Source organism: Bacillus sp. OxB-1 (genome assembly GCF_000829195.1).
GTDB lineage: Bacteria > Bacillota > Bacilli > Bacillales_A > Planococcaceae > Sporosarcina.
The window spans coordinates 2,928,694-2,951,526 of sequence record NZ_AP013294.1 but is presented as its reverse complement, the minus strand read 5'-3'; the positions used below and the strand labels follow the sequence as shown (position 1 = coordinate 2,951,526).

The 22,833-nt window shown below is 48.1% G+C and carries 25 protein-coding genes; 17 read left to right on the top strand and 8 right to left on the bottom strand.

The window, feature by feature from the left end; all coding sequences use genetic code 11:
* Positions 1–32 precede the first annotated feature (32 nt).
* The 3 genes from cccA (at position 33) to OXB_RS14640 (ending at position 2,377) form a co-directional block, all read left to right on the top strand.
* Positions 33–407, top strand: a complete 375-nt coding sequence (gene cccA / locus OXB_RS14650) for a cytochrome c550 (protein WP_041075205.1) — start codon at positions 33–35, stop codon at positions 405–407.
* Positions 408–563: 156 nt separating this feature from the next.
* Positions 564–1,262: a tRNA (adenine(22)-N(1))-methyltransferase gene (locus tag OXB_RS14645; protein ID WP_041075204.1), complete on the top strand. Its 699-nt coding sequence runs from the start codon at positions 564–566 to the stop codon at positions 1,260–1,262.
* Positions 1,259–2,377: a Nif3-like dinuclear metal center hexameric protein gene (locus tag OXB_RS14640; RefSeq protein ID WP_041075203.1), complete on the top strand. Its 1,119-nt coding sequence runs from the start codon at positions 1,259–1,261 to the stop codon at positions 2,375–2,377. The genes OXB_RS14645 and OXB_RS14640 overlap by 4 nt, the downstream gene beginning before the upstream one ends.
* 67 nt (positions 2,378–2,444) lie before the next feature.
* Here OXB_RS14640 and OXB_RS14635 read toward each other — a convergent pair whose 3' ends face one another.
* Positions 2,445–3,422 carry a 4-hydroxy-3-methylbut-2-enyl diphosphate reductase gene (locus tag OXB_RS14635; protein ID WP_041075202.1) on the bottom strand — a complete coding sequence of 326 codons (978 nt, stop codon included), beginning with the start codon at positions 3,420–3,422 and terminating at the stop codon, positions 2,445–2,447.
* Positions 3,423–3,520: 98 nt separating this feature from the next.
* On the bottom strand, positions 3,521–4,006 hold the full coding sequence (locus OXB_RS14630) for an Lrp/AsnC family transcriptional regulator (RefSeq protein ID WP_269447809.1): 486 nt from the start codon (positions 4,004–4,006) through the stop codon (positions 3,521–3,523).
* Between the two features lie 313 nt (positions 4,007–4,319).
* Between OXB_RS14630 and OXB_RS14625 the strand changes: the two genes are divergently transcribed.
* The 6 genes from OXB_RS14625 to OXB_RS14600 all read left to right on the top strand — a co-directional run bounded on the left by OXB_RS14625 (position 4,320) and on the right by OXB_RS14600 (position 11,737).
* Complete coding sequence (locus tag OXB_RS14625) at positions 4,320–5,675, top strand: sodium-dependent transporter (protein WP_041075200.1); 1,356 nt, start codon at positions 4,320–4,322, stop codon at positions 5,673–5,675.
* A 101-nt stretch (positions 5,676–5,776) separates the two neighbouring features.
* The gene (locus OXB_RS14620) at positions 5,777–6,913 is read left to right on the top strand and encodes a Glu/Leu/Phe/Val dehydrogenase dimerization domain-containing protein (protein ID WP_052484069.1); all 1,137 of its coding nucleotides are present in this window, start codon (positions 5,777–5,779) and stop codon (positions 6,911–6,913) included.
* 20 nt (positions 6,914–6,933) lie between these two features.
* A complete protein-coding gene (gene pdhA / locus OXB_RS14615; RefSeq protein WP_041075199.1) occupies positions 6,934–7,998 on the top strand; it encodes a pyruvate dehydrogenase (acetyl-transferring) E1 component subunit alpha in 1,065 nt (354 codons plus the stop codon).
* On the top strand, positions 7,998–9,023 hold the full coding sequence (locus OXB_RS14610) for an alpha-ketoacid dehydrogenase subunit beta (protein WP_041075198.1): 1,026 nt from the start codon (positions 7,998–8,000) through the stop codon (positions 9,021–9,023). Before pdhA ends, OXB_RS14610 begins: the two co-directional genes overlap by 1 nt.
* A 14-nt stretch (positions 9,024–9,037) precedes the next feature.
* Complete coding sequence (locus OXB_RS14605; protein WP_084212492.1) at positions 9,038–10,315, top strand: dihydrolipoamide acetyltransferase family protein; 1,278 nt, start codon at positions 9,038–9,040, stop codon at positions 10,313–10,315.
* Between the two features lie 381 nt (positions 10,316–10,696).
* Positions 10,697–11,737, top strand: a complete 1,041-nt coding sequence (locus OXB_RS14600; RefSeq protein WP_041075197.1) for an ABC transporter substrate-binding protein — start codon at positions 10,697–10,699, stop codon at positions 11,735–11,737.
* An 89-nt stretch (positions 11,738–11,826) separates the two neighbouring features.
* On the opposite strand, the gene vrrA is transcribed toward OXB_RS14600, so the two are convergent.
* Positions 11,827–12,264, bottom strand: a complete 438-nt coding sequence (vrrA, locus tag OXB_RS14595; RefSeq protein WP_052484067.1) for a VrrA/YqfQ family protein — start codon at positions 12,262–12,264, stop codon at positions 11,827–11,829.
* A gap of 111 nt (positions 12,265–12,375) precedes the next feature.
* Between vrrA and OXB_RS14590 the strand changes: the two genes are divergently transcribed.
* Positions 12,376–13,680 (top strand): DEAD/DEAH box helicase, encoded by a 1,305-nt coding sequence (locus tag OXB_RS14590; protein ID WP_041075196.1) that lies wholly within the window; start codon positions 12,376–12,378, stop codon positions 13,678–13,680.
* 4 nt (positions 13,681–13,684) lie between these two features.
* Complete coding sequence (locus OXB_RS14585; protein ID WP_041076909.1) at positions 13,685–14,572, top strand: deoxyribonuclease IV; 888 nt, start codon at positions 13,685–13,687, stop codon at positions 14,570–14,572.
* 55 nt (positions 14,573–14,627) lie between these two features.
* On the opposite strand, the gene OXB_RS14580 is transcribed toward OXB_RS14585, so the two are convergent.
* The gene (locus OXB_RS14580) at positions 14,628–14,876 is read right to left on the bottom strand and encodes a hypothetical protein (RefSeq protein ID WP_041075195.1); all 249 of its coding nucleotides are present in this window, start codon (positions 14,874–14,876) and stop codon (positions 14,628–14,630) included.
* Between the two features lie 102 nt (positions 14,877–14,978).
* Between OXB_RS14580 and OXB_RS14575 the strand changes: the two genes are divergently transcribed.
* The 3 genes from OXB_RS14575 to OXB_RS14565 are packed head-to-tail and all read left to right on the top strand — an operon-like array spanning position 14,979 to position 17,007.
* Complete coding sequence (locus OXB_RS14575) at positions 14,979–15,749, top strand: metal ABC transporter ATP-binding protein (RefSeq protein ID WP_041075194.1); 771 nt, start codon at positions 14,979–14,981, stop codon at positions 15,747–15,749.
* Complete coding sequence (locus tag OXB_RS14570; protein ID WP_041075193.1) at positions 15,746–16,600, top strand: metal ABC transporter permease; 855 nt, start codon at positions 15,746–15,748, stop codon at positions 16,598–16,600. The genes OXB_RS14575 and OXB_RS14570 overlap by 4 nt, the downstream gene beginning before the upstream one ends.
* The gene (locus tag OXB_RS14565; RefSeq protein WP_041075192.1) at positions 16,597–17,007 is read left to right on the top strand and encodes a Fur family transcriptional regulator; all 411 of its coding nucleotides are present in this window, start codon (positions 16,597–16,599) and stop codon (positions 17,005–17,007) included. Before OXB_RS14570 ends, OXB_RS14565 begins: the two co-directional genes overlap by 4 nt.
* Before the next feature lie 56 nt (positions 17,008–17,063).
* Here OXB_RS14565 and OXB_RS14560 read toward each other — a convergent pair whose 3' ends face one another.
* The 4 genes from OXB_RS14560 to OXB_RS14545 all read right to left on the bottom strand — a co-directional run bounded on the left by OXB_RS14560 (position 17,064) and on the right by OXB_RS14545 (position 19,752).
* Positions 17,064–17,648: a 5' nucleotidase, NT5C type gene (locus tag OXB_RS14560; RefSeq protein WP_041075191.1), complete on the bottom strand. Its 585-nt coding sequence runs from the start codon at positions 17,646–17,648 to the stop codon at positions 17,064–17,066.
* Positions 17,645–18,769, bottom strand: coding sequence for a flavodoxin-dependent (E)-4-hydroxy-3-methylbut-2-enyl-diphosphate synthase (gene ispG, locus OXB_RS14555; RefSeq protein WP_041075190.1), 1,125 nt, complete (start codon positions 18,767–18,769; stop codon positions 17,645–17,647). Before ispG ends, OXB_RS14560 begins: the two co-directional genes overlap by 4 nt.
* Before the next feature lie 88 nt (positions 18,770–18,857).
* Complete coding sequence (locus OXB_RS14550) at positions 18,858–19,199, bottom strand: hypothetical protein (RefSeq protein WP_041075189.1); 342 nt, start codon at positions 19,197–19,199, stop codon at positions 18,858–18,860.
* 55 nt (positions 19,200–19,254) lie between these two features.
* On the bottom strand, positions 19,255–19,752 hold the full coding sequence (locus OXB_RS14545) for a DUF1189 family protein (protein WP_052484066.1): 498 nt from the start codon (positions 19,750–19,752) through the stop codon (positions 19,255–19,257).
* A gap of 200 nt (positions 19,753–19,952) precedes the next feature.
* Here OXB_RS14545 and OXB_RS14540 point away from each other — a divergent pair, with 200 nt between their 5' ends.
* The 3 genes from OXB_RS14540 to OXB_RS14530 all read left to right on the top strand — a co-directional run bounded on the left by OXB_RS14540 (position 19,953) and on the right by OXB_RS14530 (position 22,789).
* Positions 19,953–21,584, top strand: a complete 1,632-nt coding sequence (locus OXB_RS14540) for a Na/Pi cotransporter family protein (RefSeq protein ID WP_041075187.1) — start codon at positions 19,953–19,955, stop codon at positions 21,582–21,584.
* A gap of 22 nt (positions 21,585–21,606) precedes the next feature.
* On the top strand, positions 21,607–22,089 hold the full coding sequence (locus OXB_RS14535; RefSeq protein WP_041075186.1) for a DUF456 domain-containing protein: 483 nt from the start codon (positions 21,607–21,609) through the stop codon (positions 22,087–22,089).
* A 97-nt stretch (positions 22,090–22,186) separates the two neighbouring features.
* A complete protein-coding gene (locus OXB_RS14530) occupies positions 22,187–22,789 on the top strand; it encodes a superoxide dismutase (RefSeq protein ID WP_041075185.1) in 603 nt (200 codons plus the stop codon).
* Positions 22,790–22,833 lie beyond the last annotated feature (44 nt).

Here is a 22,833-nt window from a genome sequence, read left to right as displayed (position 1 = left end):
AGAAATAGATCCTGTTGAAGGAGGGTAATTCGATGAGTAAAAATCCAGTAGTCCCTTATTTTCTGATTTTTGCGCTTGGACTCGGTCTTATTTTCTTCATGTCACTTTACGGACTTGACCAAAAAGAGGAAATCGCGAAACAGGGCGAAGAAGGCGAAGGAACGGAAGAAGTGGCAAGCACTGAAGACTTTGACGCAGAAGCTGTCGCGCAGCAAAAATGTATCGGCTGTCATGGCGGTGACTTGACAGGTGGTATGGGTGGTGCTGCACCTTCCCTAGTCGGTTTGGATGTACCGAAAGAGGAAATCGTAGATGTCCTTCATAACGGGGTGGGCGCTATGCCTCCAAACCTGGTACCCGGTGCGGATGCTGAAGTAATGGCAGACTATATCTTATCACTTCAATAATGCGAATGAAAAAGCTGTCAGAATGCAGAAAATCTCTGCTTCCTGACGGTTTTTTCTATTATTCGGATGGAAGGCATGATTCGGATGAAGTGCTTTTCTCTTTTGTTTTTTCAGCAATGGTAACGTACAATCAGGACTGTGAAAGGTGGAGGTTTATTGAATACGGAACAATTGTCGGATCGACTGGCTTCTGTCGCCTCTTTTGTGCCGAGAGGGACGGTTATTGCCGATATAGGCAGCGATCATGCGTATCTGCCTTGTTTTTTGGTCAAGTCGGGTAAAGTGAAGAAGGCGATTGCAGGGGAAGTGGTAAAGGGCCCTTATGAATCTGCTGTCCGGAACGTTCAGCGGGAGGGATTGGCCGAGGCGATCACGGTCCGGATGGCGGACGGGCTGTCCGCTGTCCGTGAAGAGGATGGAGTCGACGTCATCACCATAGCCGGCATGGGTGGGCCACTCATCGTTTCCATATTGGAAAAAGGGGCGAAAGCACTTTCGACAGTCCGCCGAATCGTCGCCCAGCCGAACATCAATGCGAAAGTGATCCGGGAGTGGGCGGTTGCCAATGGTTGGTTCATTGTAGACGAAGCGATCTTGAAAGAGGACGGGAAGATTTACGAAGTCCTTGTTCTGGAAAGAGGGGACGCCTCCTACGATGAAACGGAATTATTGGTTGGTCCTTTTCTGCTGGAAAAGAAGCCGGAAGCTTTCATCGAGAAATGGACCCGTGAAGTCCAAGAGTGGACCCGTGTGCTCCAATCTCTGGAAGCCGCAGAAGAGACGGAGTCGATCCAATCCAAAAAAGCTCAATTGAGAAGACAGATTGAACTGATCGGAAAGGTGTTGTCGACATGAAACATGTGAATGGACATGAGATTATTATGCTGTTTGAAACATGGTCGCCTAAACGGTTTGCGATGGAAGGCGATCCGGTCGGGCTGCATATCGGCCAGCTGAACCGGCCCGTCCAAAAAGTTTTGGTCACCTTGGATGTGAATGAACAAGTGGTGGATGAAGCGATCGAACGAGGTGCAAATTTGATCATTGCGCATCATCCGCCGCTTTTCCGACCTGTTAAAACGATTTGGACGGATACTGCTCAAGGCCGGATGATAGAAAAGTGCATTAAACATGACGTTTCGGTCTATGCAGCCCATACGAATTTGGATGTCGCTCCAGGCGGGGTGAATGATATGCTCGCCTCGAAGCTGGGCTTGATTGGCACGGAAGTGATGGAGCCGACGATTTCCGATCCGCTTTATAAACTAGCCGTATTTTGTCCGGATAGCCATGCGGACAAGCTTCGGGAAGCTTTGACACAGGCGGGGGCTGGAGCAATCGGAGATTATACCGGATGCAGTTTCACTTCGACGGGAATCGGGCGATTCACTCCGGCGGAAGGGGCAGATCCTTTCATCGGGGAAGTTGGCAAGGGTGAAGAAGTGGAAGAACAGCGCATCGAGGTCGTTATGCCTGGACCGTTACGAACGAAAGTAATGAAGGCGATGCTGGCAGCCCATCCATATGAAGAGCCGGCGTATGACTTTTTCGTGCTCGATCAGCGAACGAATGAATATGGCTTGGGCCGGGTCGGAAAATTACAGCAACCGATGACTTTGGAGCGCTTTACCCAGCATGTTAAAGCTTCTCTGCAAGTGCCGATGGTCCGTTTCGTCGGTGAGCCGGATAAAAAGATTGAAAAGGTTGCGGTGCTCGGCGGGGATGGAAACAAATACATCTACGCGGCCAAGCGGAAAGGGGCCGATGTCCTTGTGACCGGCGATCTGTATTACCACGTGGCCCATGATGCAGAGTCGATGGGCTTGGCAGTGGTGGACCCGGGGCATAATGTCGAGAATGTGATGATCGAAGGCGTCGCGGAATATATGCGGACTGCCTGCGAACAAGCAGGTTATGCAGTGGAATTCCTCCAATCCCGAATTAGTACGGAGCCGTTCCGATTCATTTAAATCAAAGCCTTTCCGCAATCAATGAAAAACCGGCACTCCTTCAAAGGATGCCGGTTTTTCAGCTATATTATGACGTTGCGTAAGGTTCGATGCGTTTGACAGGGGTCGGATTTTTGATCTTCGGAAGGATCCTTTCCAATTGGAATTTCCGTTCAGGTACATGAGTGGCCGGATCTTCCGGGTCGAACGCTTCCAGGAAACCGATCACTTCGCGAACAATCAATGTCGGGGTGGAGGCACCTGCCGTGACGGCGACCGTCTCTACACCTTCCAGCCAGCTGATATCGATTTCAGAAGCATCCGATATGCGGTAGGAAGGGGTATTGGCGATTTCGACGGACACTTGTGTCAAACGATTGGAGTTATTGCTTTTCGGGTCTCCGACTACCAGCAGGAGATCTGCCTCGCCGGCTTGCTCCGCCACCGCTTCCTGGCGTACTTGGGTCGCAAGGCAAATTTCCTTATGCGCTTCGATATGCGGATATTTCTCCTGCAATGCTTCCATGAGGTGAGCAACGTCCCACTGGCTCATCGTAGTCTGGTTTGTGACAAGAAGTTTGTCATTTTCGATCGTTAACTGTTCGATGTCTTTTATCGATTCAACGAGGTGCACGGCATGCGGGGCAACTCCAATGGCCCCCTCTGGCTCGGGATGATATCTCTTCCCGATATAGATGATGTCGTATCCTTCCGCCGTCTTCTCTTCAATCAGATCATGCGTGCTGGTCACATCAGGGCAGGTAGCGTCGATCGCAACAAGCCCTTTCCGTTTTGTCAACTCGCGCACTTCAGGGGACACACCGTGAGCTGTATAAATGACCGTTCCGGTTTCCACTTGCTCAAGGATCTCCAAACGGTTCTCCCCGTCCAATGTAATGATGCCATCTTGTTCGAAGGCATCTGTCACGTGTTTATTATGAACAATCATTCCCAAAATATAGATGGGTCTCGGCAGTGTCTTATCTAGTGCCGCATTTCTCGCGATCACCATGGCATCCACTACACCGTAACAATACCCTCTCGGGGAAATCTTCAACACTTTCACTCGATTCACTCCTCTGATAGGACCTGCCCACCATTATACCTGAGTTTCGGCTGATATTCAAAGGTTGCCGATCTGGACGGCGCTATGCTCTGCTTGTTCTAGGACTTCACCTTTTCGGCTGCCGCATTCCCCTTTTCAGGCTGAATGACCCGATAGGGGATGGGGGATGATAAGACGATGGAAGTCGTCAAAGACCCGAATGGTATTAGCCGGTCGATCAGCAGGCTCATGCTGGCCATGTTGGAAACTGCGGCCTTCAGAACGTAATTTGTCGTGCCTGTGACCCGGTGGCATTCAATGACAGCGTTTTCATTTTCCATAAACTCTTCGAGCTCATGCGGTGTCCTTTTCAGTTCACTCACTTGAATGAACAATAGGATGTCCAAGCCTACCGCAGGTAAGGAGACCCGTGCAGTGAACTCTTCAATAATGCCTCTTTCCTGCAATCGCTGAAGCCGTTCGGAAACACTCGGCCGACTGAGTACCAATTGCTTGGATAACTCACTGATTGTAACGCGGCTGTTCATCTGTAACAATTCCAACAGTTTGATGTCTAATTCATCCAATTCCAACACCTCTTTCAATTTGAAGGGGAAAAATGTGAATCTTGTTCAAAATTATGGTCTCCTCATGAAAACGCATATTTTTTGATATTCCCTTTAATTCTATACTATTCTATTATTAATTCAAAGGGGAAAACGCAAATTTAATTGTTAATTTGAAGGGGCTGTGCAAATTCTATATGTAAAATGAATTGAAATCATGGTTGTAACCTTGTAAACTGGTTATGCCTTGTTACTTCAGTTATGTATTTGGAATTAAATGTAAGCGATTTCAGTATTTGCTGAAACGGATGTTACCCGTTTATGGCGAAGTTGGGAAATGGAGATTTGACGAATGAACACAACTGATCAATGGACATCTAAGTTAGGCTTTATCTTGGCGGCGGCAGGCTCCGCTATCGGTTTGGGAGCGATCTGGAAGTTCCCGTATGTGGCAGGAACAAGCGGCGGTGGTGCATTTTTACTGATTTTCTTACTTTTCACACTGTTGCTTGGATTACCTTTGTTAATAGGAGAATTTATTATCGGACGCAGCACACAAAAAGATGCGATTGAATCTTATAAAGAAATCGCGCCGGGTTCTTCATGGCATTTCATCGGTAGGCTCGGTATGGTCACGTGCTTTATCCTTCTATCGTTTTACAGTGTCGTAGGCGGGTGGGTGCTCATCTATATTGTTAAAGCCGCGACAGGAAGTTTAAATGGGTTGACGCAATCCGATTACAATAATTTGTTCGGTGAGGTCGTTTCGGATCCGTTCATCAGCGTCGGTGCACAATTGGTGTTCATGGCAATGACGACGTTCGTCATTGCAAAAGGGGTGACTAGCGGGATTGAAAAAGCAAGTAAATATATGATGCCTGCTCTCTTTATCCTGTTTATCATATTAGCAATTCGCTCTTTCACGTTGGATGGTGCGTCGGCAGGGCTCAGCTTTTTCTTGAAACCTGATTTTGGCAATGTCACTTCTGAAACGATTCTGTTTGCACTGGGACAATCGTTTTTCGCCCTCAGTATCGGGGTTTCAGTAATGGTGACGTACAGTTCCTATTTATCCAAGAAGGAAAGCTTGCCACAATCCGCTGTTTCCATCGTTCTGATGAACTTGCTCGTAGCCGTTCTGGCTGGATTGGTCATCTTTCCTGCGGTCTTCGCATTCGGACTTGAGCCGGACGCGGGTCCTACATTATTATTCAATGTTTTGCCGACAATTTTTGGGCAGCTTCCGTTCGGTGTCCTGTTTTTCTTGGCATTTCTGATCCTTTTCTTGTTTGCTGCGCTCACATCGGCTTTCTCGATGCTTGAAATTATTGTTGCAGTGCTCGCTAAAGGGGATGAAGCGAAGCGGAAAAAATATGCTTGGCTTATTGGGTTGGCGATTTTCGTCGTAGGTATTCCTTCCGCCTTGTCATTTGGCTTGCTGTCGGACATTTCGATTTTTGGAACATCCATTTTTGATGCGTTCGATTTCTTGGTTAGTAATATGTTGATGCCACTCGGAGCATTGTTGATCGCGATTTTCATTCCGTTGAAAATACCGAAAGAGAAATTATTCAATGAATTAAAATCTGGTTCCAACATTAGCGCTAAGTTATTCACAATTTGGTTTTTATTGATTCGCTATGTAGCACCGATTGCAATTGTAATCGTATTCATGGATGTATTGGGCTTTTTGAATTTCTTGAAGTGATAGCGGGCTAAGCCCGACTTCATACGGCCTTCGCTGGTCGAATAATATATGATGAAACGAAAAAAGGAATTCGGAAGGAAATTATAAAGGAGGAAATTGAAATGGTGACTTTGGAACAATCTTTGAAAAATGAAAATGCAAGCGTTCTCGATAAAATGGTGGAGCATGAACAGGTTCTGTTCTGCAACGACAAGGCGACAGGCCTACAGGCAATCATCGCGATTCATGATACGACGATGGGTCCTGCGCTCGGCGGATGCCGCATGGCGCCGTATAAGACGATGGATGACGCGTTAAAGGACGTCCTTCGCCTGTCTAAAGGGATGACATACAAATGTGCAGCGGCAGACGTGGATTTCGGCGGCGGTAAATCGGTCATCATCGGTGACCCGCTAAAAGACAAAACGCCTGAGAAATTCCGGGCATTCGGTCAATTCATTGACTCCTTGAACGGCCGTTTCTATACAGGAACCGATATGGGTACGACGCTTGACGATTTTGTGCAGGCGATGAAAGAAACGAACTATATTGCTGGCAAACCGGTCGAGTTTGGAGGCGGAGGAGACTCTTCCATCCCAACCGCATTGGGTGTCGTCTACGGTGTGAAAGCGACGAGCAAAGCATTGTTCGGTGATGACAAGCTGGAAGGGAAGACTTTCACAATCCAAGGACTTGGAAAAGTCGGCTACAAAGTGGCGGAGCACATCCTGAACGAGGGCGGAAATATCATTGTGACGGATATTAATGAAAAAGCGCTCGAAGATATTCAAAAACTCGGTGGAAGCTCCGTGAAAGTGGTAGCAAGCGATGATATTTACAGCCAAGATGCAGATATTTTCATCCCATGTGCATTCGGCGGCATCATCAATGACGATACGATTGACGTTTTAAAAGTGCGCGGTATTTCCGGTTCAGCGAACAACCAATTGTCTGAAAGCCGTCACGGCGATGTTCTGCGTGAAAGAGGGATTCTGTATGCACCGGATTATATCGTCAATGGCGGTGGATTAATCCAAGTAGCAGATGAATTGTATGGAGCAAATCCGGCTCGCGTACTTGCTAAAACTGAGAATATCTACAACTCTCTATTGGAAGTGTTTACACAAGCGGAGCAAGATCAGATCACGACAGCGACGGCAGCAGACCGCATGTGTGAAAAACGAATTGCAGATGCGAAGAACCGCAACAGCTTTTTCTCCCAGGCAAAACGGCCGAAATGGCATTTTCAACATCAATAATATAATGAGGTGAATTGTTCATGGAGGATCTGTATCCAATCAAACAATATGTAAACCAAGAGGGGAAATTCTCGGATGCATCGATTAAAGACGAGATTTCACCTGAACTAGTGAAAGAATTCTATTATAACATGCTGCGGATCCGGACATTTGACCGCAAGGCGAAGAGTTTGCAACGTCAAGGCCGTCTTGGTACGTATGCCCTTTTTGAAGGACAGGAAGCTGCACAAGTTGGCAGCGCCCTCTCCTTGGAGAAGGATGACTGGGTTTTCCCGACGTACCGAGATCATGGTGCCCTGTTGACATTCGGCGCGGAAATGCCGCGTGTCTTCCTCTATTGGAATGGCCGTGTAGAGGGAACGGTGCACGCAGACCGCAACATCTTCCCGCCAGCTGTTCCGATTGCGACACAGCTTCCGCATGCGGCAGGTGCTGCATGGGCTGAAAAACGAAGAGGAACGAAAAATGCGTCCATTGCTTATTTCGGAGATGGAGCGACATCCGAGGGCGATTTCCATGAAGGCATGAACTTTGCGAGCGTATTCAAATTGCCTGTTGTTTTCTTCAACCAAAATAACGGCTTTGCCATTTCTGTACCATTCGAAAAGCAGATGAATTCGAAAACGATTGCCCAGAAGAGTGTAGCATATGGGATGCCAGGAATCCGGATTGATGGTAATGACATCTTCGCTGTGTACTTCGAGACGAAAAAAGCGTTCGATCGAGCACGCAATGGTGACGGGCCGACATTAATCGAGGCGGTCACACAACGCTTCGGAGCCCATACGACTGCTGACGACCCGACAAAATACCGCGACCAGGAGAAGGTCGATGCAGAACGTGATAAGGTCGATCCGCTGCTGCGCCTGGAGCGCTTCATGAAGGAATACGATTATTGGAACGACGAATGGGTGGAAGAAACAAAGAAACAAATCGAATCGGAAGTCGAAGAAGCTGTTGTCGCAATGGAAAGCTTCCCGGCACCGAATGTGGAAGATATGTTCGATCACGTATTTGAAGAAATGCCTTGGCCGATCAAAGAGCAAAAGGAAAACTATCTTGAGTCGATAAGGGGTGGGAATTAATGAATCAAGTCGTAGAAAGAGAGACTGCAGAAACGAACAAACAGGCGACACGTTCATTGACGCTCGTTCAAGCGGTGACGGATGCACTAGGGACGATGCTAGCCGAAGATGACAGAGTGATCGTGCTTGGTGAAGATGTTGGGAAAAACGGGGGAGTCTTCCGTGCGACGGAAGGCCTCCAAGCTCAATTCGGGGAGGACCGCGTCGTCGATACGCCGCTTAGTGAAGCGGGAATTATCGGTTCTTCCGTTGGTCTCGCGGTCAATGGAATGATTCCGGTCCCTGAAATCCAGTTCCTCGGGTTCATCTATCCGGCATTCGAACAAATCGCAACGCATGTCACTCGTGTGCGGATGCGGACGTTGAGCAAGTATACGGTTCCTATGGTCATCCGTGCTCCATATGGCGCCGGGGTGCGTGCTCCTGAAATCCATTCCGACAGTCCAGAATCATTCTTCACGCATATGCCAGGCATCAAAGTTGTTTGCCCGTCCACTCCGACTGACGCAAAAGGATTGCTCATTGCGGCGATCAAAGATCCAGACCCGGTTCTGTTCATGGAGCCGATGCGCCTCTACCGTGCATTCCGTGAAGATGTTCCGGAAGGGATCTACGAAGTGGAAATCGGTAAAGGGAAAAAGGTGACGGAAGGCGACGACGTGACAGTCATCGCTTGGGGCGCTATGGTTCCTGTCGCGAAAGCGGCTGCTGATAAGGCGGCAGCGAAAGGAATCCAGTGCGACGTCATCGATATGCGTACTTTGTTCCCGTTGGACAAAGACATCATCGCGGAGTCCGTTCAAAAAACAGGCCGTGTCGTCGTTGTCCATGAAGCGCATGAGACGAGCGGCGTAGGGAATGACATAATTTCCATCATCAATAATACTTCATTCTTGTACATGAAAGCGCCTATTGAAAAAGTGACAGGATTCGATGTTCCGGTTCCATTTTCAGCGCTTGAAGACCACTTCTTGCCGACTCCGAAGCGGGTCGAAGATGCTATTGAAAAAGTGTATAGATTCTGAGAGGAGGCCCCCCATTGGTAGAGGTAAAGTTGCATGACATCGGGGAAGGGATGACGGAAGCCGAGGTACTTCACTATTTTGTGAAGCCTGGTGATTCTGTTGTCGCCGACCAGGCGCTTGTAGAAGTGCAAACTGATAAAATGGTGGCGGAATTGCCGTCGCCCGTGACAGGAACTGTAAAAGAACTGCTCATTAAGATAGGGACGACTGTTGAAGTCGGCACGACCATCATGGTAATCGAAGCGAAAGGGGCTGCCAACGTCCCTGCGCAAGACGAAGGGTCGGCTGCCGAAGCGGCGGTAACGGTGGAAGAGAAAGTAACAACGATGGAAGAGAAAGTGGAAGAGGTTCCAATTGCATCTGTGAACCGGCCGAAAGGTCCACTCCGTATCTTGGCGGCACCGTACACACGGAAAATTGCAAGAGAAAACGATGTGGATATCGAAAAAGTCATTGGAACGGGACCTTCGGGGCGTGTGACGGTCGACGACGTTTACCGCTTCATGGAAGGCGGACAAATTGCTGCAGCTGTGCCGGCTCCAGCCGCACAGCCGGCAGCCTCCCCATCCGTGGAAAGCGCAGAAGAGATTGCACAGACGCCTGCGGATGTCATACCATTCAAAGGGATCCGGAAGGCGATTGCGAAGAAAATGACGCATTCGCTTGCGACAATTCCGCATGTGACGCATTTCGAGGAAATCGACATGACGAACTTGATGGCACTTCGCCAAGAATTAAAGGAAGACGGCGTTTCTATTTCGGCAGTCGCATTCTTCATCAAAGCGCTCGTTGTGGCGCTGAAAGACTTCCCTGTCTTCAATGCGAAGCTGGATGAGGAAAACGAAGTCATCGTCCTCGAAAAAGATTATAATATCGGACTTGCGGTCGATTCGACGCTTGGTCTCATTGTTCCGGTATTGAAGAACGCTCATCAGAAATCGTTGCTTCAAATCCATGGTGAGATGAAAGAGTTGAATGAAAAAGCACGTCAAGGAACATTGTCCGGCAACGAGATGCGCGGCGGCACGATTACAATCAGCAATGTCGGTCCGCTTGGAAGCATCGCGGCAACCCCGATCATCAACCATCCGGAAACAGCGATCATCGCCTTCCATAAGACGAAAAAATGCGCTGTTGTAACGGATAACGATGAAATTATCATCCGTTCGATGATGAACATCTCCATGTCATTCGACCACCGCGTGGCGGATGGAGCAACAGCCGTCGCATTCACGAACCGGTTTGCTGAGCTCATCGAGAATCCGAAAAAGCTGTGGTTGGAACTCATTTGAGATAGCGGTGAACCTGGGATGCCAGGTAGAGCCGCCGTTTGCACAAATCGCGAATGGCATCTATTTCCTGGCACCCTAGCCTAACTTCGGGGAAAGCTTTCATCGCAAACGAAAATTGGAACGGAAAGAAACAGGTTATTGGTTGCGGTCATTTCTGTTCGTTTTATATAGGTGGAGACTGCTTGCACCGGGACGGACAAGCGATCCATATGGTCCTGCAAGAGAATAAGCGGTTTCCATAGCTCCGGGCTTTACGAGGCTCGGAGTTTTCTTACAATTGACAAGTCAGAAGATTTAAATTTGATTGACGTAGAGGCTTGTACACGGTACGATAAAAATGGTTGATAGCCATATATGAATAGTTTCAAAGGGGGAAATGAGATGAAAAAGAACTTACTATTCGCGGTGCTCACCATTTTCAGTGCAGTATTCCTGCTCGCAGCATGTGGCGGTGGGGAAAAGAATGGAGAAACAAACGAACCGGAAGAAAAAGAACAGGCTGAAACGCCAAGCTCATCCGAGGGAGAAGCCGAAACCGATACGAAGACATATAAGATCGGCGCTACCCAAATTGTTGAGCACCCGTCATTGAATGCCGCCTTTGAAGGCTTCCAAAAAGCTTTGGAAGATGCGGGGCTGGACGTCGAGTATGACATCCAAAATGCGCAAAATGACCAGAGTGCCAATACGACTATTGCTACGAACCTAGGAAGTTCTGATGTCGATTTGATTTTCGCAAATTCGACTCCAAGTGCCCAAGCGGTGGCAGCTGTCACTCAGGAGATTCCAATCCTCTTCACATCGGTGACTGATCCGGTGGGAGCAGAGTTGATCGATTCTGTTGAAAGTCCGGGCGGGAACTTGACAGGTACAATCGACCTTCATCCTGACGTGATCCCGAAAACGCTTGTTTTCCTAAAAGAGGAATTAAATGCAAAGAGCGTAGGGGTTGTATTCAACTCTGGAGAACAGAACGCCCGAGCACAAATTGATAAAGTACGGGAAGTGGCGAAGGAAATCGATTTGAACATCGTAGAAGCAACCATTGCAACGTCGGCTGACGTGAAGCAAGCGACTGAATCACTGATTGGCAAGGTTGATTCGCTTTATATCATCAAAGACAACACGGTAGTATCAGCTTTGGAATCGGTCGTTTCCGTAGCCATGGAACATAAATTACCGATGATGGTTGGAGAGTTGGATTCGGTCAAACGCGGAGGACTTGCCGCTTACGGATTCAATTATTTCGATATCGGTTATGAGACGGGAGAAATGGCGGTTAAAATCCTGAAAGGGGAAGCGACACCGGCCGAAATGTCTGCCCAATATCCGAAAAATCTAAAATTCGTTGTGAATGCGGATAATGCGGCCCAAATCGGACTTGAAATCAAGGACGAATGGAATGCGGAGTTAAGCGAATAATAGTATGAAAAGGTCCCTGACTTGGCGCAATATGTATTGCGCGTAGTACAGGGGCCTTTCGCTTTGAACCAGACAGTTTGCTCCTCGGTTCATCTTGGCGGTTGGAAGATACGGGGACCGGGCACCTGATTTGGAACCGTGGATGCAGCGTTAGCCGCTGCACGACCAGCCGTTTCAGCTGCAGCGCCTCCAGTGGAAGGCAAAGATTGAAAGCCTTTATATAATCTCCACATCGCCGGCAAGTTTTGGAACATCGGTGCAAATTGTTGGACGAGCGGGGCAAACTGTTGGGCCGTATTCAAAAAACGGTTCGCCGTTTGCATGTAAGCCTCCATTTTGGAAGAAGTTTGCATTCCACCGGCTGGCGAAGCACCAAATCGGCCGCCCATCGGGGAAGGCCCGCCCGGAAATGGAGCTCTTGGCATTGGTGGCCTGCCCATTTGCGGAGGTGTCCCGAAGCCCTGTGGTCTCATATGGAACGGTGTTGCCTGCTGACGGGCAAACGGATAGAAGGATTGGTATCTCATCTTGAACCCCTTTCTAATAGTAGAAATTAATCACGCATTGTATACTATGCGTAAATCACATACGATGGCACGGAATTCGTGCTACAATAGGTGTAGGTTAGGAGGCAGGACATGTCCAAGTTTACAGATTATCAATTCAAACCATTTATCAGGGAAGCCATCGCGAAACTCGGTTTCAACAATCCAACACCGATCCAAAAAGAGATGATCCCGTTGATATTGAAAGGTACAAGCGCCATCGGACAAGCGCACACAGGAACGGGAAAGTCGCATAGTTTCCTTATTCCCGTGTTACAGCGGACCGATGCAGATTCCGAAGAAGTGCAAGCGGTCATCACGGCACCTACGCGCGAGCTGGCGTCGCAATTATACGATGAGCTGTTGAAGATGACGGAAGGCACAGAGGTCCGGGCGTCTTTATTGATCGGCGGAACGGATAAGCAACGGTCCATCGGGAAGTTGAAATCGAATCCGCAAATCGTCGTCGGCACGCCCGGACGGATCCGGGATATGGCCGAAAATGGGGCGCTGGCCATCCACACGGCCTCCATCTTGGTCATTGACGAAGCGGATCTTGCATTCGATATGGGATTCATTGAGGATATTGACCAGTTTGCTTCCAAAATGCAGGCCGATTTGGAAATGTACGTCTTCTCCGCAACAATTCCGGAAAAGTTGAAGCCGTTTTTGATGAAATATATGGAGTCGCCGGTCCATGTGAAAATCGGGGAACGCAAGCCTTTGACGGAAGGGATGCGCTATTCTCTCGTTCCTGTACGAAGTCTCGGCAAGCGGAAGAAATTGCTGGAAGTAATGGAGGCCATCAATCCGTATTTGGCCATCATTTTCGCCAACACGCGTCAGAATGCCGATGAACTCGCTGATTATCTTGCGGAACATGGCGTGAAAGCCGGCCGGATTCATGGGGATTTAACGCCGCGTGAACGGACGCGCATGATGAAACAAGTCCGCGATCTGGAGTTCCAGTATATTGTCGCGACCGATCTTGCGGCTCGTGGCATCGATATTCCAGGAGTCAGCCACGTCATCAATTTTGAATTGCCGGATGACCTTGAGTTCTTCATTCACCGGGTAGGACGTACAGCTCGTGCAGGCAATGAAGGGACGGCGATCACCTTATACGAACCATCGGAAGACGATAAAGTCGTCCGCATCGAAAAGATGGGAATCCCGTTCGTCCATGAAGATGTGAAAAATGGAGAATGGATTGAAGTCAAAGAACGGCACGCGCGGAAGAAAAGGGTGAAGCAGGAGGATGAGTTGGACCGGAAAGCGTCCGCCCTCGTGAAAAAACCGGCAAAAGTCAAGCCGGGCTATAAAAAGAAAATGACCCAACAGATGGAACAAATCAAAAAGAGGGAAAGGAGATTGTCTAGAAAAAATGGCAAACGATAATCCGCTGCTTCTCGGATCCCATGTTTCCATGAGCGGCAGCAAGATGCTCCTCGGATCGAGTGAAGAAGCACTAAGCTACGGGGCGAGCACTTTTATGATTTATACAGGCGCTCCCCAAAATACGAGGAGGAAAGCCATCGAGGACCTCAATATTGAGGCAGGCACACTCCACATGAAGGAAAACGGTCTTTCCAACATGGTCGTCCACGCTCCCTATATCATCAACATCGCAAACACAATAAAGCCGGAGACATTTGCATTGGGTGTCGAATTCCTTCAGAAGGAAATTGAGAGAACGGCCGCTCTAGGTGCCAATCAAATCGTCCTCCATCCGGGTGCACACGTGGGGGCCGGGGAGGAAAAGGGCATTCGGAAAATCATCGAAGGATTGAACGAAGTCCTTTCCCAACCGTATGATGTTAAAATCGCATTGGAAACGATGGCCGGAAAAGGCACTGAATGCGGGCGGAACTTTGATGAAATCGCTAAGATCATCGATGGAGTGACGCATAATGAACGATTATCCGTCTGTTTTGACACTTGTCACGTCCATGATGCCGGCTATGATATCGTCGATGATTTTGAAGGAGTCCTCGACGAATTTGATTCGATCATCGGCAATGACCGGATATCGGTCATCCATGTCAATGACAGCAAAAATGTCCGGGGTGCCATGAAAGACCGACATGAGAATATCGGCCACGGCCATATCGGATTTGAACCGTTGGCGTACATCGTCCATCATCCGGAGTTTCAGGCTGTGCCGAAAATCTTGGAGACGCCGTTTATCGGTTCCGATCCAAAAAAGAAGACGGCCCCTTATAAACAGGAAATTGAAATGCTGAAAGCGAAGCATTTCAATCCGGAAGCGCTCGGTCTAGTAAACGCATAAGGCCAAGGCCCTGGCTTTCACACAAGCCAGGGCCTCTTTTTTGATTTGCGAGTTCCTATTTTGTCGCATCCAAATACTTTTCCAATAACATCCGTGTCTTTTCTTTTCCAATCGCTTTCTCGACTTTCCCGACAAACCGCTCGGGTACCCCAGTGAATATCCAATGGAATGATACTTCATCGAGAAGGGGCCGCAATGCTTGGATTTCCCTAATGGAAAGATGGATTCCATAATACCGTGCCATCGATTGGGCTTCCCGGTCATCCATCATTTTCAATTCATTCAACAATTGAAAGTAGTCCACTTTACATTCCTTCTTTCTTAAAGGTTGAATCCCTACCGGACATCGTATATAATTTTACATGTAAATCGGAATGATTCCGTTTAAAGGAAGGAATAATAATTTATGGCACATTCTATCATTCAATTGGAAGATGTCAGCTTCAGTTATGAGCATGCCCCCGTCCTCGATCATATTTCGCTGCGAGTAGATGAAGGGGAATTCTGGGCGTTGATCGGTCCGAACGGTTCCGGAAAATCAACACTGATGGGCATCATTTTAGGTCTATTAAAACCTTCCAGCGGGAAAGTGAAGCTGTTCGGGGAAGATATAGAATCATTTAAAGAGCGGGAACGAATCGGGTATGTCTCGCAGAAATCCAATTCGTTCAATAGTGGATTTCCAGCGACCGTTCTGGAAGTGGTCCGTAGTGGATTGACACGGAAAAAGGGATTGTTCAAACGTTTTTCCGAAGCGGATCGGCAACGGGCATTGGACGCCCTTCGACTCGTTGGAATGGCGTCTTTCGCTGACCGAAGCATTGGGGAATTATCGGGTGGCCAGCAGCAACGGGTCTTCATCGCAAGGGCCCTCGTCGGTGAGCCCGACCTATTGATCATGGATGAACCGACGGTAGGGATCGACCAGCAGAATGTGGCATCGTTCTATTCTATGCTGAATGAGCTGAACCGTGAACACGGCATTGCAATTGTCCTCGTCACCCATGAAATCGACCTCGTGACCGACTTGGCAACTCATGTCGCTTGCCTGAATCGGACTGTCCATTTCCATGGCATCCAGGCCGACTATAAGAAGATGGACGATGAAGATATCTCGAAATGGTATGGTCATCCCGTCCGGCGAATCCATTCGCAGTCGCCCGAGGTGGACCAATGATTACGGCCATCCTATCATATGAGTTTCTGCAAAACGCATTCCTGTCCGGGTTGATCATCGGAATCATCGCTCCGTTGCTTGGGCTTTTCATAGTCGTTCGCCGGTTGGCACTCATTGCAGATGCGTTGAGCCATGTGGCGCTGGCAGGCATTGCAGGGAGCCTTTATCTAAGCCAGCAGGTGCTCTTTTTTTCGGCGTTGAATCCTATCTATCTCGGAATCACGGCAGCTGTCGGAGGTTCGTTATTGATCGAAAGATTGCGTGGCTATTACCGCCATTTCGAAGAATTGGCGATTCCGATCATCCTGTCGGCAGGCATCGGATTCGGGGCCATTTTCATTTCTTTGTCAAAAGGGTTCGGTTCTGATTTGGTCGGATATTTATTCGGCTCCGTCTCGGCAGTGAGCCGACAGGATCTGGGGATCGTCCTTGTCATCGCCCTTGTGGTGGCCGGATATCTATTCTTTTTCTATAAAGAATTATTTTCCGTTTCTTTCGATCCGGAATACGCCAAAGTGGCGGGCATCAATTCCCGATACATTCAAATGCTATTCATGATCATCACAGCACTTGTCATCGGGGCGTCGATGCGGATCGTCGGCATCTTGCTCGTCTCCTCTTTGATGACCATTCCGGTGGCGGCTGCCATCCGATTGGCGAAAAGCTTCAAGCAAGCGATGCTCTATTCCGTCCTGTTCGGAGAATCGGCCGTCATCATCGGGCTTATTTCTGCGTTCTATCTCGATATTGCACCTGGAGGGACAATCGTCGTCACTTCAGTGCTCTTGTTGCTGATCGTGCTGTCTTGGGGAAAAATGAAAGGCAGTCGGGGGAGGGGGGAAGTTGCATGACAATCGATGAAGCATGGCGCATCCTGCTGGAGCATCAATACAAGCGGACAAAAAATCGGGAGACCATTTTACAATTCTTTTCCGATAACAATCGCTATATGACCGCATTGGAACTGAAGAATTCCATGGAGACCGATAATCCGGGCATCAGTTTCGACACCATTTACCGCAATTTGGCGACGTTCACGGAGCTGGGAATCTTGGAAGAGACCGAGTTGAGCGGGGAGCGTCATTTCCGCATGCAATGCGATCACGGAGTGCATCATCATCATTTCATATGTACGGCATGCGGGACGACGAAGAGCATCCCGCATTGTCCGATGGAGCATATTACTGTGAATCTGCCGAATTTCGAGGTGGAAGGGCATAAATTTGAAGTCTACGGAAAATGTCCGCAATGTCTATAAGTCATACAAAAATCCCGGCATCTCATTAGAAGTGACGGGATTTTTGCATTCATGAATCAAATCACTTTTTCACCATGCGGGAAGAGCTGCTGGATATGCTGATTTGCCTCATTCCAGTCACGCACCCGGATGACACCTTCCGGAATCGGTTTCCGGTTATAAGGCGTGTCGAACAAAATGACCGGGATCTCCAGCTCTTCGTGAAGTTCGACGGCGTTATCATGCTTATCCTCAAAAAAAGCATGGACTCCGAACTTTTTCGCTGTTTCAATCTTATAGTGGCTGCCGACGAGTTCAATATGGTCATACGGAATCGCTTCCCGTAGAAACCACTCCAAGGTGGTGTCCAATACATCATGGCCGCGGGCTGAAATGTAAAACAGCTCAAAGCGGCTTTGCCAATCAATCAGGACATCTTTGGCATATTGTTGGGCAGGCGATGTATGGTAAATCGTCGCCTCCGCTGTCTTGTACCAATTATAGAAAGTTTCAGGATCTACATCGAAAGCCTTCGTCAAATCGTATTCCTTAATATCTTCCAAAACGAGATTACAGCCGAATTGGGCATTGATATGGGGTAGAAGGGAAGTCGGACAAGTCACCGTCCCGTCGATATCAATTCCAAGGCGGATATTTTTCATTCCACTTTTCCGCCTTGGAGGAGCAGTTCTTCCTGGCGTTTCTTTTCAAAATACTCCTCCGCCAGCTTATCGATTTCAATCTTCAACTCGTCGACCATCGTTTCCTCAGGCACTTTCCGGACGGTTTTCCCTTTCATGAAGAGAAGGCCTTCTCCACGTGCACCTGCAATCCCGATGTCCGCTTCCCGGGCTTCTCCCGGTCCATTCACCGCGCAACCGAGTACGGCCACTTTGATTGGTGCTTTAATATTGGAAATATACTCTTCCACTTCGTTGGCGATGGAAATAAGGTCAATCTCAATGCGTCCGCAAGTGGGGCAGGAGATCAGTGTAGCGGCATTGGAGGAAAGACCGAACACTTTCAGCAATTCCCGGGCGACTTTGATCTCTTGGACAGGGTCGGCGCTCAAGGAAACGCGCATTGTGTTCCCGATTCCTGCAGAAAGCAACGCACCTAAACCGGCCGAGCTTTTAATCGATCCCGCAAATAAAGTACCGGATTCCGTTATCCCGAGATGCAATGGGTAATCGAAAGCGGCCGCCGCTTTTTGGTACGCTTCGATCGCCAAATTGACGTCAGAAGCTTTCAACGAAACGATAATGTCATGGAAATCAAGATCCTCCAAGATTTTAATATGATGAAGGGCGCTTTCCACCATCCCGTCAGCGGTCGGGTAGCCGTATTTTTCAAGAATTTTCTTCTCGAGCGACCCGGCGTTGACTCCGATCCGGATTGGAATCCCTTTCGCTTTGGCCGCATTGACCACTGCCTCCACCTTGGATTGTCTTCCGATATTCCCAGGATTGATACGGATCTTGTCCGCTCCTTGCTCGATGGCAATCAATGCCAATTTGTAATCAAAATGGATATCGACAACGAGCGGAATATTGATCCGCTTCTTTATTTCACCGATGGAGTAAGCTGCACGTTCATCCGGACAAGCGACACGGACGATTTGACATCCCGCCTCTTCCAGCCGCAAGATTTCAGCGACAGTCGCTTCGACATCATGTGTTTTCGTAGTGGTCATACTTTGAATGAAAAGTTCGTTGCTGCCGCCGATCGTTAAATTGCCGACACGAACCGGGCGCGTTTTCGATCTGTGAATCATTTCGCTCATGTGTAGTCAAACCTTTCTATAAACGAGGCTTAGCCTCATAACTATCTATATTTTAGAATCAATCTCCCGAAAAAACAAGGGACACCTCTTATACCTTCTTTTTCGAGCAAGTATTCGGCCTTTCCATCGTCAAAGGCAGCTTGACTTTTTCGCCGCCTACAATTTGCTGGTTTTGAAGATGCGGGTTTAAGGAATAAAAAGAGGAAAGCCGGTCCAAGAACCCCACTTCCGTATCCGGATAGAGCGCGAATAATGATTCAATGGTGTCACCATCCACAGTCATGACCGGTATGAATCCCACTTCCGCTTCCTCGGTACAAGGTTCCGCCTTGCCCATGAATGAGGCAAGAGGGATTGTCCCTTCGGCAAGGTCGATCCGTATAAAATGGAATGTGATAAATAATACTAAAGCTAAGATAAATATTCTCATAACGTATTCCTCCCTCCATCCACCCTATGCGAGAGAAAAAATACTATTCGTCCATCTACAATTTTGGATAATACCGGACCGCTGCGCCGATGTAAGATAAATGGACAACTGATGTCACAATCATACTGTACGAATCGAACATGGGAAAAAAATCGAATAGCATCGTCAGTAAAAGAGGGACGGTGCTAGCAATGGCCGATGTTCTCCAGACGAACCGGAAATCCCCTCGCCGTTTCAATACTTTTGCGAGCAATGTGCCTGCATAGGCAAAAATGCTGACCCGTACAAAAATATAAAATGTACTGATGACAAGCTGTAGGAAAAATGCAATTGGATAAATAAGTCCGCCAAGCGATTTTCCATACTCCTCCACATCAGGAGAGTTTTCAAATAAGCTAGTCCCGGAAAGGATATACCGTATAAAAGATATGAGAGTGAAGAGCGTGACAAACAGAAAAACATATTGAAACGTCTTGCCGATCGGAAGAAGCCGGAAAGCTGCAAGCTTTTTCGGTTCATGGATGGCCGCTTTGAAGATTTGGTGAAATTTCAAGGTGTTTCCCTCCTCCATCTATCAACAGTCTATCACCTAACGCTAAAGAGGGATTTTAACCATTTTCGACAGATTGATGACTTTTTGAAAATGAATTGTTAAGGGATTGTAAAGATTACGCTCATTCTATTTACAATCCATTTATGATATCCGCATAATTGATTGGCAATACATAATGGACTTTGGAGGTTGACTAATCGATGGAATTGAACTGGCAGGAAATGCTGTTCCAGTTTTTAGGCGGACTAGGGATATTTTTATTTGCTATCAAATACATGGGGGACGGATTGCAAAAAGCCGCCGGTGATCGGTTGCGCGCCATTCTCGATCGTTTTACGACCAACCCGTTCATGGGTGTTTTGGTCGGCATCATCGTCACCGTTCTGATCCAATCCAGTTCAGGTACGACCGTAATCACAGTGGGATTGGTCAGTGCGGGGTTTATGAAGCTGCGGCAAGCTATCGGTGTCATCATGGGGGCCAATATCGGGACAACCATCACGGCATTCGTCATCGGTTTAGATGTCGGAGCCTATGCGTTGCCGATTATGGCATTCGGGGCATTCCTCATCTTCTTTGTCAAGAAAAATTCGATCAAGAACTTGGGGGAAGTCATCTTCGGATTCGGGGGACTTTTCCTTGGTTTGGAATTGATGAGTGGCGGCATGAAGCCGTTGCGTTCCCTGGAAGCATTTTCAGATTTGACTGTTTCCATGAGCGACCATCCGTTGCTTGGGGTAGTCGTTGGGACTGTCTTCACTGTAATCGTCCAAAGCTCCAGCGCAACGGTCGGTATTTTACAGGGACTTTATTCAGAAAACCTAGTCAACCTTCAGGCGGCACTGCCGATATTGTTTGGTGACAATATCGGAACTACAATTACAGCAGTCCTTGCTTCTATTGGAGCTTCCGTCGCTGCTAAGCGGGCAGCCGCAACACACGTATTATTTAACGTGATCGGATCCGTGATTTTCTTACTCTTGTTGATTCCATTCACTGCGTATGTGGAGTGGATTGCAAGTCTGTTATCACTGGAAAGTAAAATGCAGATCGCTTTTGCACATGGTTCCTTTAACGTAGCTAACACCATCATACAATTTCCCTTGATCGGTGCTTGGGCATTCCTCGTGACGAAACTGATTCCTGGAGAGGATGTCGTCATCGAATACAAACCGAAGCATTTGGATCGGCACTTCATCGACCAATCGCCATCCGTTGCAATTGGACAAGCGAAAGAAGAGATCATCCGAATGGGTGAATTCGGCGTCCAAGGTCTCCAAGAGTCCTTCGAGTATCTGAAGACCGGGAATAAAAAACATGCCGAACTCACATATCAGATAGAAGATGCCATCAATAATCTGGATCGGAAGATTACGGATTATTTGATCGAAATTTCCTCGGTCAGCATTTCGCCTTTGGAGTCGAGCCGCCATATGATGCTCATGGATACGGTTCGGGATATCGAGCGGATCGGGGACCATTTTGAAAACATCGTTGAATTGATCGACTTCCGTGATGTGAACCGGGTGAAATTGACGCCGGATGCCATGGAAGACTTGACTGAAATGTTTACATTGACGATTGAGACGGTGTCCAAGGCGGTCGAATCCTTGAATCTGAATGATATCGAATTGGCTCGTAATGTGGCGGAGCATGAAGACTTGATTGATAAGATGGAGCGGAAATTCAGGAAGAATCATATCGTCCGATTGAATGAAGGAGCTTGTTCCGCCCAGGCCGGCATGGTGTTTGTCGATATCGTCTCGAATTTGGAGCGAATCGGGGACCATGCAGTGAATATTGCGGAAGCGATTCTAGGCAACCGGGCATAACGGAAAAGGGAGGGGTCGGAAAGTGGAGATCATCGCATGGATTGCAGCAGGATTATCATTTGCCCTAGCATTTGCGGGATTAGTGTATCCTGTCATCCCATCCGCCCTCTTCATCATGGGAGGATTCCTCCTTTATGGCTGGATCGCCTCGTTCGAAGGGATGAACGCCCTTTTCTGGGTCATTCAGATATTATTCCTTGTCTTGTTGTTCGGTGCGGATACATTGTCCAATCTGGTCGGAGTGAAAAAGTTCGGCGGTTCCAAAGCGGGCATGTGGGGGAGCACGATCGGCCTATTGGTCGGCCCCTTCCTCATCCCTGTCGCTGGCATCCTGGTTGGGCCGTTCCTCGGAGCAGTCCTCGCGGAACTTGCCGTTTCCCGTTCCGGATGGAAGCAATCATTCATGACGGGAATCGGATCGCTTGTCGGGTTCTTGACCTCCGTCGTCACAAAAGGGGCAATCATGGCATTGATGATTGTACTTTTCATCATTTTTATTCGATAAGATTCGAGATAGTCCATTTTATTTGAACGTTTTTTGCAATTTTGATAAGGTTGAATACGTAGCAAACTTATTGATATTTTCAAGGAGGAATGGACGAATGGCTTACACTTTACCAGAATTGCCATACGCATACGATGCGTTAGAACCCCACATTGACAAAGAAACGATGAACATCCATCACACGAAACACCACAACACGTACATCACAAACTTGAACAACGCACTTGAAGGAAACGACGAATTGCTAAGCAAATCGATCGAAGAACTTATTTCCGATATGGATGCGATTCCAGAAGACAAACGGACGGCTGTCCGCAACAATGGCGGCGGCCACGCGAACCACTCATTCTTCTGGCAAATCCTTTCTCCAAATGGCGGAGGTAACCCATCCGGTGCTTTGGCAGAAGCGATCGACAAGAAATTCGGCAGCTTTGACGCATTCAAAGAAGAGTTTGCGAAAGCAGGTGCAACTCGTTTCGGTTCCGGTTGGGCTTGGCTCGTTCTGAACAATGGTGAACTTGAAGTGATGTCCACTGCAAACCAAGACTCCCCATTGATGGAAGGCAAAACGCCGCTGCTCGGGCTTGACGTTTGGGAGCATGCGTATTACCTGAACTATCAAAACCGTCGCCCGGATTACATTTCAGCGTTCTGGAATGTCGTCAATTGGGACGAAGTGGCAAAACGTTACGGAAAATAAACCATATTTGAAACCAAGCACACATCTATATCGTCTATAGATGT

What these genes read in the sequence shown, in the direction of transcription:
- cccA (WP_041075205.1), top strand. Translation starts at nt 33, where the DNA reads ATGAGTAAAAATCCAGTAGTCCCTTATTTTCTGATTTTTGCGCTTGGA.
- OXB_RS14640 (WP_041075203.1), top strand. Translation starts at nt 1,259, where the DNA reads ATGAAACATGTGAATGGACATGAGATTATTATGCTGTTTGAAACATGG.
- OXB_RS14625 (WP_041075200.1), top strand. Translation starts at nt 4,320, where the DNA reads ATGAACACAACTGATCAATGGACATCTAAGTTAGGCTTTATCTTGGCG.
- OXB_RS14620 (WP_052484069.1), top strand. Translation starts at nt 5,777, where the DNA reads ATGGTGACTTTGGAACAATCTTTGAAAAATGAAAATGCAAGCGTTCTC.
- pdhA (WP_041075199.1), top strand. Translation starts at nt 6,934, where the DNA reads ATGGAGGATCTGTATCCAATCAAACAATATGTAAACCAAGAGGGGAAA.
- OXB_RS14610 (WP_041075198.1), top strand. Translation starts at nt 7,998, where the DNA reads ATGAATCAAGTCGTAGAAAGAGAGACTGCAGAAACGAACAAACAGGCG.
- OXB_RS14600 (WP_041075197.1), top strand. Translation starts at nt 10,697, where the DNA reads ATGAAAAAGAACTTACTATTCGCGGTGCTCACCATTTTCAGTGCAGTA.
- vrrA (WP_052484067.1), bottom strand. Translation starts at nt 12,264, where the DNA reads ATGAGATACCAATCCTTCTATCCGTTTGCCCGTCAGCAGGCAACACCG.
- OXB_RS14590 (WP_041075196.1), top strand. Translation starts at nt 12,376, where the DNA reads ATGTCCAAGTTTACAGATTATCAATTCAAACCATTTATCAGGGAAGCC.
- OXB_RS14575 (WP_041075194.1), top strand. Translation starts at nt 14,979, where the DNA reads ATGGCACATTCTATCATTCAATTGGAAGATGTCAGCTTCAGTTATGAG.
- OXB_RS14570 (WP_041075193.1), top strand. Translation starts at nt 15,746, where the DNA reads ATGATTACGGCCATCCTATCATATGAGTTTCTGCAAAACGCATTCCTG.
- OXB_RS14565 (WP_041075192.1), top strand. Translation starts at nt 16,597, where the DNA reads ATGACAATCGATGAAGCATGGCGCATCCTGCTGGAGCATCAATACAAG.
- OXB_RS14560 (WP_041075191.1), bottom strand. Translation starts at nt 17,648, where the DNA reads ATGAAAAATATCCGCCTTGGAATTGATATCGACGGGACGGTGACTTGT.
- ispG (WP_041075190.1), bottom strand. Translation starts at nt 18,769, where the DNA reads ATGAGCGAAATGATTCACAGATCGAAAACGCGCCCGGTTCGTGTCGGC.
- OXB_RS14550 (WP_041075189.1), bottom strand. Translation starts at nt 19,199, where the DNA reads ATGAGAATATTTATCTTAGCTTTAGTATTATTTATCACATTCCATTTT.
- OXB_RS14540 (WP_041075187.1), top strand. Translation starts at nt 19,953, where the DNA reads ATGGAATTGAACTGGCAGGAAATGCTGTTCCAGTTTTTAGGCGGACTA.
- OXB_RS14530 (WP_041075185.1), top strand. Translation starts at nt 22,187, where the DNA reads ATGGCTTACACTTTACCAGAATTGCCATACGCATACGATGCGTTAGAA.